This is a genomic window from Marinimicrobium sp. UBA4509, from assembly GCF_002388575.1.
In the GTDB taxonomy this organism is placed as follows: domain Bacteria; phylum Pseudomonadota; class Gammaproteobacteria; order Pseudomonadales; family Cellvibrionaceae; genus Marinimicrobium; species Marinimicrobium koreense.
The window spans coordinates 57,460-64,262 of the sequence record NZ_DGMV01000036.1; the positions used below are offsets into that span (position 1 = coordinate 57,460).

At 54.7% G+C, this 6,803-nt stretch carries 7 protein-coding genes and 1 pseudogene; 5 read left to right on the top strand and 3 right to left on the bottom strand.

Going from position 1 to position 6,803, the window contains the following annotated elements; genetic code table 11:
• Nucleotides 1–57: 57 nt before the first annotated feature.
• Together B3520_RS05385 and B3520_RS05390 are read right to left on the bottom strand one after the other, a co-directional pair.
• Nucleotides 58–282, bottom strand: a complete 225-nt coding sequence (locus tag B3520_RS05385; protein ID WP_024461832.1) for a DUF2007 domain-containing protein — start codon at nucleotides 280–282, stop codon at nucleotides 58–60.
• A 35-nt stretch (nucleotides 283–317) separates the two neighbouring features.
• Nucleotides 318–881 carry a gamma carbonic anhydrase family protein gene (locus B3520_RS05390; protein ID WP_123638806.1) on the bottom strand — a complete coding sequence of 188 codons (564 nt, stop codon included), beginning with the start codon at nucleotides 879–881 and terminating at the stop codon, nucleotides 318–320.
• A gap of 169 nt (nucleotides 882–1,050) precedes the next feature.
• On the opposite strand from B3520_RS05390, the gene prlC reads away from it, so the two are divergent.
• Nucleotides 1,051–3,108: an oligopeptidase A gene (gene prlC / locus B3520_RS05395; RefSeq protein WP_286805807.1), complete on the top strand. Its 2,058-nt coding sequence runs from the start codon at nucleotides 1,051–1,053 to the stop codon at nucleotides 3,106–3,108.
• Between the two features lies 1 nt (nucleotide 3,109).
• Nucleotides 3,110–3,355, top strand: coding sequence for a YheV family putative zinc ribbon protein (locus B3520_RS05400; RefSeq protein ID WP_286805809.1), 246 nt, complete (start codon nucleotides 3,110–3,112; stop codon nucleotides 3,353–3,355).
• A 187-nt stretch (nucleotides 3,356–3,542) separates the two neighbouring features.
• Here the strand turns inward: B3520_RS05400 and B3520_RS05405 are convergent.
• Nucleotides 3,543–4,432, bottom strand: a pseudogene (locus B3520_RS05405) (phage integrase N-terminal SAM-like domain-containing protein).
• Nucleotides 4,433–4,773: 341 nt separating this feature from the next.
• Here B3520_RS05405 and B3520_RS05410 point away from each other — a divergent pair.
• From B3520_RS05410 to B3520_RS05420, 3 genes are all read left to right on the top strand, one after another.
• Nucleotides 4,774–5,154, top strand: a complete 381-nt coding sequence (locus B3520_RS05410) for a hypothetical protein (protein WP_286805813.1) — start codon at nucleotides 4,774–4,776, stop codon at nucleotides 5,152–5,154.
• Nucleotides 5,155–5,524: 370 nt separating this feature from the next.
• A complete protein-coding gene (locus tag B3520_RS05415; RefSeq protein WP_286875579.1) occupies nucleotides 5,525–5,998 on the top strand; it encodes a hypothetical protein in 474 nt (157 codons plus the stop codon).
• A 141-nt stretch (nucleotides 5,999–6,139) separates the two neighbouring features.
• Nucleotides 6,140–6,691 carry a hypothetical protein gene (locus B3520_RS05420; protein WP_286805816.1) on the top strand — a complete coding sequence of 184 codons (552 nt, stop codon included), beginning with the start codon at nucleotides 6,140–6,142 and terminating at the stop codon, nucleotides 6,689–6,691.
• Nucleotides 6,692–6,803 lie beyond the last annotated feature (112 nt).

Consider the following 6,803-nt stretch of genomic DNA (forward strand, 5'->3'; position numbering starts at 1 on the left):
AAGCGCGCATCCGCCGTAACCAAAGGTAAAGATTGAATCGATCCTAAAATTAAAACGCTACTCGGCCGCAAACTCCCCCGCCTCATACCGCGCCAAAACCCGCTTGGCGTCTTCAAACTGCGCTTCGTGCACCCACAACGACACCGTGCTTCCCGCCGGCAACTCCCCCGCGGCTCCGGGCAAATATTCACCGCGGATTTCGCAATCAATCCCCTCGGATTCGAGCAACCCTTGTACCAGGTGCGCCTCAATGTTGTTTTCCGGCAAATAGACTTCTTGCATGGCGGAGTGCCTCGTGGGTGTTGGTGGTTGGGCGATCAGCTCTGTTGTTCTTGGAGATACTGGTCTTTCAGCGCCACGTAGTTGCTGGCGGAGTATTTGAAGAATTCCCGCTCGCTGTCTTTGAGCGGGCGGGCCTGTTTGCAGGGTGAGCCCATATAGAGGTAGCCGCTTTCCAGGCGTTTGCCCGGCGGTACCAGGGTGCCGGCGCCGATTACCACTTCGTCTTCCACCACGGCGCCGTCCAGTATGGTGGAGCCGATGCCCACCAGGATGCGGTTGCCCAGGGTGCAGCCGTGCAGGGTGACCGAGTGGCCTACGGTGACGTCGTCGCCGATGGTCAGCGGGTAGCCTTCCGGGTTGAAGGGGCCGGCGTGGGTGATGTGCAGGCAGCTGTTGTCTTGAATACTGGTCCTTTCGCCTATACGTATACGGTGCATGTCGCCGCGAATGACCGCACAGGGCCAGACGGACGTATCACTGCCCAGGGTCACGTCGCCGATTACCACGGCGGCCGGGTCAACGTAGACGCGCTCGCCCAACGTCGGGGCGACGCCCTGGTAGCGGCGCAGAGCGGGCGAAGAGGGAGCAGATGCGGTCATGGGTTACCTCATACAGGGCATCGGACACGGAGCGTCGGCTGGAGCGGGCGTCTACCCGCCGCCGCGTAACGATGTATCATGGTAGCGTCCCGGGCCGCCGAGCGCGAATGTTCAACGCGATAACCCCGTTTTTTGAGTCACAGACACAGAGTTTTGGAGCGATAACCTTATGGCCAACCCCCTGCTGGAAACCCACGAATTGCCCCCGTTTTCAGCCATCAAGCCGGAGCACGTGGAACCGGCCATTCGGCAGTTGATCGACGAAAACCGCGCCCATCGCGAGCGGCTGCTGGACGGGCTGGATCAACCGACCTGGGACAATTTCGTCGCTCCGCTGGAAGCCGAAGAGGACCGCCTGGAGCAGGCCTGGTCCCCGGTCAGCCACCTGAACGCGGTGGTCAACAGCGAGGCCCTGCGCGAGGCGTACAACGCCAGCGTGGCGTTGCTGACCGAGTACAACACCGAAGTGAGCCAGGACAGGCGCTTGTATGAAGCCTTCCAGGCCATTGCCGACAGCCCGGAGTACGACCAGCTGAGCCAGGCCCAACGCCAGTCCATCGACTACGCCCTGCGGGATTTCCGACTTGGGGGTGTGGCCCTGGAGGGCGAGGCCAAAAAACGCTATGGCCAGATCAAAAAACGCCTCAGTGAGCTCTCTACCCAGTTTGCCAACAACGTGCTCGACGCTACCCAAGCCTGGTACAAACACTTTACCGACCCGCAGGATCTGGCCGGCCTGCCCGACTCCGCTCTGGAGCAAGCTGCTCAGGCTGCCAAGCAGAAAGACCTGGAAGGCTATGTCACCACCCTGGACATCCCCTCCTTCCTGGCGGTCATGACCTACGCCGAAGATCGGGCCCTGCGCCGGGAGACCTACACCGCATTTGTGACTCGTGCGTCCGCGGAAGGTCAGAAGGCCGATGGAAGCAGTGCCGCCGAGTGGGACAATACCGCGATCATCGACGAGACCCTCGCGTTGCGCCATGAGCTTGCGCAATTGCTGGGTTTCAATAACTACGCCGAACGCTCCCTCGCCACCAAGATGGCGGACAGCACAGAACAGGTCATAAACTTCCTGACCGAGCTGGCCGAGAAGTCCAAACCTCTGGCGGAGCAGGACGTTCAGCAACTGAAAGCCTTTGCAGAAAAAGAAGGCTGCACCGACCTGCAAGCCTGGGACCTGGCCTACTTCAGCGAAAAACTCCGGCAGGCGGACTATGCCCTGTCCCAGGAAGAGCTACGCCCCTACTTCCCGGCCGAGCGGGTGATCAGCGGCCTGTTCGAGGTGGTCAAACGCCTCTACGACATCGACATTGTGCCGGTGGCGAGCTTTGATAGTTGGCACCCCGACGTGCGTTTCTATCAGATCTACAAAGACGGTGAACACATCGCAGGCTTCTACTTCGACATCTTCGCGCGGGAAAACAAACGCGGCGGTGCCTGGATGGCGGACTGTCGTGTGCGCCGCCAGACCGCCAGTGGTGTGCAGCGGCCGGTCGCGTTTCTGACCTGCAACTTCACCCCTCCGGTGGGCGAGACCCCTTCACTGCTCACTCACGATGAAGTGACCACCCTGTTCCATGAATTCGGGCACGGCCTGCACCACATGCTGACCCAGATCGACGTGGCCGCCGTCAGTGGCATTAACGGCGTGGCCTGGGACGCGGTAGAGCTGCCCAGCCAGTTCCTGGAAAACTGGTGCTGGGAACCGGACGTGGTACCGTTGATCTCCGGCCACTACAAAACCGGCGAACCGCTGCCCAAAGACCTGCTGGACAAACTGCTGGCAGCCAAGAACTTCCAGTCCGGTATGCAGATGGTGCGGCAGTTGGAGTTCTCCCTGTTCGACTTCCGCCTGCACGCGGAGTACAACCCCAATAGCCCGAAAGCGCCCCAGCAACTGCTGGATGAAGTGCGCGACCAGGTGGCCGTGATCACGCCACCGGCGTTCAACAAATTCCAGAACAGCTTCAGCCACATATTCGCCGGCGGCTACGCGGCGGGCTACTACAGCTACAAGTGGGCCGAAGTGCTCTCCGCCGATGCCTTCTCCCGATTTGAGGAAGAGGGCATCTTCAATCGGGACACCGGGGAAAGCTTCCTCAAAGAAATCCTCCAGCAGGGCGGCAGCCGCCCGCCCATGGAGTTGTTCGTCAACTTCCGCGGCCGCGAGCCCAGCATCGCCCCATTGCTGCGCCACAGCGGCATCGACGAGGAGGCTGCCTGATATGGCCTTCAGCAAAACGCCCCGGTTTATCGCCGGGGCCGTCTGCCCCCGCTGCTCCGCCATGGACCGCCTTCGCGTGTACAACGAAGACGGCACCGACTACCGCGAATGCGTCGACTGCGGCTTCAAACAGGAACAGCATATCCAACCCCAGATGCGGGAAATCGAAACCCGCGTCAACACCAGCCAGGAAGAGCGCAAAGCCCAGGAGCAAGTGGTCAAGATCCTCCCAATGAACGACGACTGAGTAGGGCACCCATGTGGTGCCGACACACGATGCAACAATCCTGCTCCAACTTGCTTTTCGCTCTCCACCTGCTACCTTACCCAAACAACCAAATAAGCCCCGTTGCCACATGCTCTCTGAAATACTTTCTACCAAGAGAAAATGTCGCACTACGGGCGGTAGCGTGCCTAAACGCCGGTCTGGCACATTAATCCGCAAGTGCATCCAAGGGGCTGCGCGTTCCCGCATAATGCTGCCCCAACACATGGGTATAAATCTGCGTCGTTCTCACATCGTTGTGGCCCAATAGCTCCTGCACGCTGCGTATGTCATAACCGCTTTGCAGCAAGTGGGTCGCGAATGAATGGCGGAATCGTGCAAGTGGTGCCGGCAAAGCGTGCCGGTAAGCGGATGTTCGCTGACCGATTCAGATGGGAAAATGAACATCCATCCAGGTGTGCGATAGGCAGAGGGATACTTTTTCGCGAGGACGCCGGGCATGGACGGGCCGATGCCGGATTGGTTGTCTTTTTGTTGAATCGTAAGTGCTTTTTCAATGGCTTCTTTCAACTCAGGAACCACCGATTGACTCAGAAGCGTTTGACGATCTTTTTTTCCCTTGCCGTCGCGGACGGTCAGCGACATTCGATCAAAGCACACATCTTGAACCCTGAGACGCAGGCATTCAGACACTCTTAAACCGCTACCATAGAGAATAGAAACGATGAGCCGCTGAGGCTGGGGCAAATGGGACAGGATCGCGCGAATTTCTCGGGGAGCTAACGTTGTAGGTAGATGACGCTGTTTGCTCGCGGGAGAGAAATCAATTTCACCGAGCGGTGTGTCCAGAACCTTATGATACAAATACACCACTGCGTTCAACGCGACTTTCTGTGTATTGACAGCGACGTGACGATCCACCGCTAGCCACGTTAAAAACGCTTTAACCTCGCTGACCCCAATATCAGTGGGGTGCTGTTTGTCATTGAAGAGAATAAACTGCTTGATCCAAAAAAGATAAGTTTTCTCAGTGCGTAGACTGTATCCGCGAAGGCGGATATCACGACGAATCATCTCCATAAAAGGGCTGGATGGCATCAGAATCACTCCCTGTAATAACGATCAATTTCTGTACTTTTATACAGTATATTTGAGACTCTTGCAAAGTTTGGCGTACAGGTCATCTTTACAGAGCGCGTTTTTTGCGGTCCGATGATAGTTTTTCCTTTTTTATCAGTAGGTTAGAAATGTTACTGGGGTAAATAACAGGCGACATCCGGACGAAAACTGAGCTGGCACGGTTTCCGCCTGCTGTTTCTGTGCTAAAGTTCAATTTAATTTTTTAATTTCAATGAGTTAGCGGCTTTCAAGCGGAAATGTGCATAGCGAAAAAGCGTGCTGGCTCGATATACAAATGTTATGCATAGGAAGACAAAGCTTTGAGAAAGCTGTTCGAGGAAAAACTCTACGTAAAGGTTTCGCGGAATCGATTCGAAATAGTGAAGGTCTCAGGTGACTCTGCTGTGGAAATCGTTTCCGCTCCTCAGCCATTCAGTACTCTCCGTCTTCTTGCAGGAGATTTTTCACGGGCCGAGCATCATCTGAGTACCGGTATCCGCAAGGTTCTCCCGAAAAAATTAATCAAAAGAAGCCCCGCAGTTTTGATTCATCCTCTGGAACTGACCGAAGGTGGTCTATCTGAAGTGGAGGTCAAGATATTCCGTGAGCTAGCTTTCGGGGCGGGCGCGCACAAAGTAAAAGTTTGGGAAGGGGCAGAGTTGTCTCCCCAGCAAGTCATTGAAAAACTGGAAAATGCATAACCAGGCGGTCAACCGGACGCCAAAAGCGTACCGCTTTTGGTTCCCTCCGCTAGCGCTCCGGCGCCGGTTACCTCAGCGTTAAAAATTCCATGGACCTATCTAACTATCATCCAACAGCTATCGCTATCATCGTCATAGTGGCAACGATGCTAGCTACCAGCCTGATCCAGTGGGCGTTTTTGATTCTGCTGAGGCGGCGGCACTCTGCTCAGTGGTTTCATGCAGGGTCGCCTACTATTTGGAGTGATCAAAGCTTTATAAGCGCTTGGCCTACAGTCCGGTACCTCCAAAGTAGAAGCTATTGGTCCAGCGGCGACCACGCTGGGGCAAGGTTCTGCCACAAGTTTCGTTATCCTATGGTGGTAGGCTATTGGCTGACAATCATAGTGTTCATTGCGGGTGTATCGGTGGCGGTTCTAAATGGATGGCCTCCTTCATGGGAATAATTTTTAACAAAGCAAGGCACGGCGACGGCTTTTTCGTTACGGCTGCGCCTTCACTACAAAGCCGCGCGTGCTTGCGGCGTTATGTTTTCGAGGGATATATGAGAAAGTTCGGATTGCTGGTCTTATTGTTATTCACGGTGGGAAAGGTGTCAGCAATGGAGTATGTTTTACCAAAATATACTCCTGCCCAAGCAGAAAGCCTGATATTTGAATATTTACATACAGAGAGACCCAAGACCGACCTTTCTCAATATGACTATGAAAGTCTTAGCTACACGTATACGGAAGGTTTTTGGACAGCGTCCTTCGTTTGTAAAAAGGTCGAATTAAGTTGCCACTTTGGTGTATCAATGACTAATGATGAAAATCCAAAGTTTACTTTCATGGGCGGCTTATAAACATAACAAAAAGCTTCACGCGGAAACATTTTACTACGCTCGTTTTTGTGCATTCAGCTGCGCTTCATTCTTTCACAAAAACGCTCTCCGTAAAATGTTCCGGTGAGCTTGGCGTTAGAAGCACAACGTAGGGAGACATCTTTGGTTACCGAGATTCGCGGTTGGTTGATGTTGGGGCTTGGCGTGATTGGTGGGGTAGTCGCGCTACTCACCTACTCCCGGGGGCAGAACCAGCGCAGGCTGGAGAACAGCTTTCGTATGATCCAGCTTTTCCGAGATAGCATACCAACACAGGATTTTGAGCAGTGGATTAAGCTATTCCATGCTGCATCTGAGCCAGCTGGCGCCAAGCCGGGCCATTTTGTTTCCGAGGATGGACGTCAAATCCCATTTTCAGCCTTGTACACGGAAGGGCCGCCCGATGACGGGGCGATAGACCGAATAGCTCAGGTTTTAGATTTAGTATCTGAGCAAGCTCTAAAGCGCACGCTCGATCTCAGAATTTTCTACCATGAGTATGGCCAACTGATGGATACCATTCATTCATGGCTTTCTGCAGACGTGGGTTCAGATGGGAGGTCCTTGCTTGAAGACCTCTATCCAAATTTCAGATTGCTATACGAAAAAAACAAAATCGTCACGGATTGGAATTGTCGCAGGTATGTTTATTGCGGCCAGCAACAGGGCTTCTAACCAGTAGTTCCAGTTCGTTCCGGGCCTGGCGGCCCTCCACCGGACAGCCTTGTCGCCGCTTCGCTCTGCCAAGGCTGCCGCTGAACAATGGCGTTGAGGCTGTAGAAAAACT

Bases quoted from the DNA above. Each gene is read 5' to 3' on its own strand.
- B3520_RS05390 (WP_123638806.1), bottom strand. From the start codon at position 881: ATGACCGCATCTGCTCCCTCTTCGCCCGCTCTGCGCCGCTACCAGGGC.
- B3520_RS05400 (WP_286805809.1), top strand. From the start codon at position 3,110: ATGGCCTTCAGCAAAACGCCCCGGTTTATCGCCGGGGCCGTCTGCCCC.
- B3520_RS05385 (WP_024461832.1), bottom strand. From the start codon at position 282: ATGCAAGAAGTCTATTTGCCGGAAAACAACATTGAGGCGCACCTGGTA.
- prlC (WP_286805807.1), top strand. From the start codon at position 1,051: ATGGCCAACCCCCTGCTGGAAACCCACGAATTGCCCCCGTTTTCAGCC.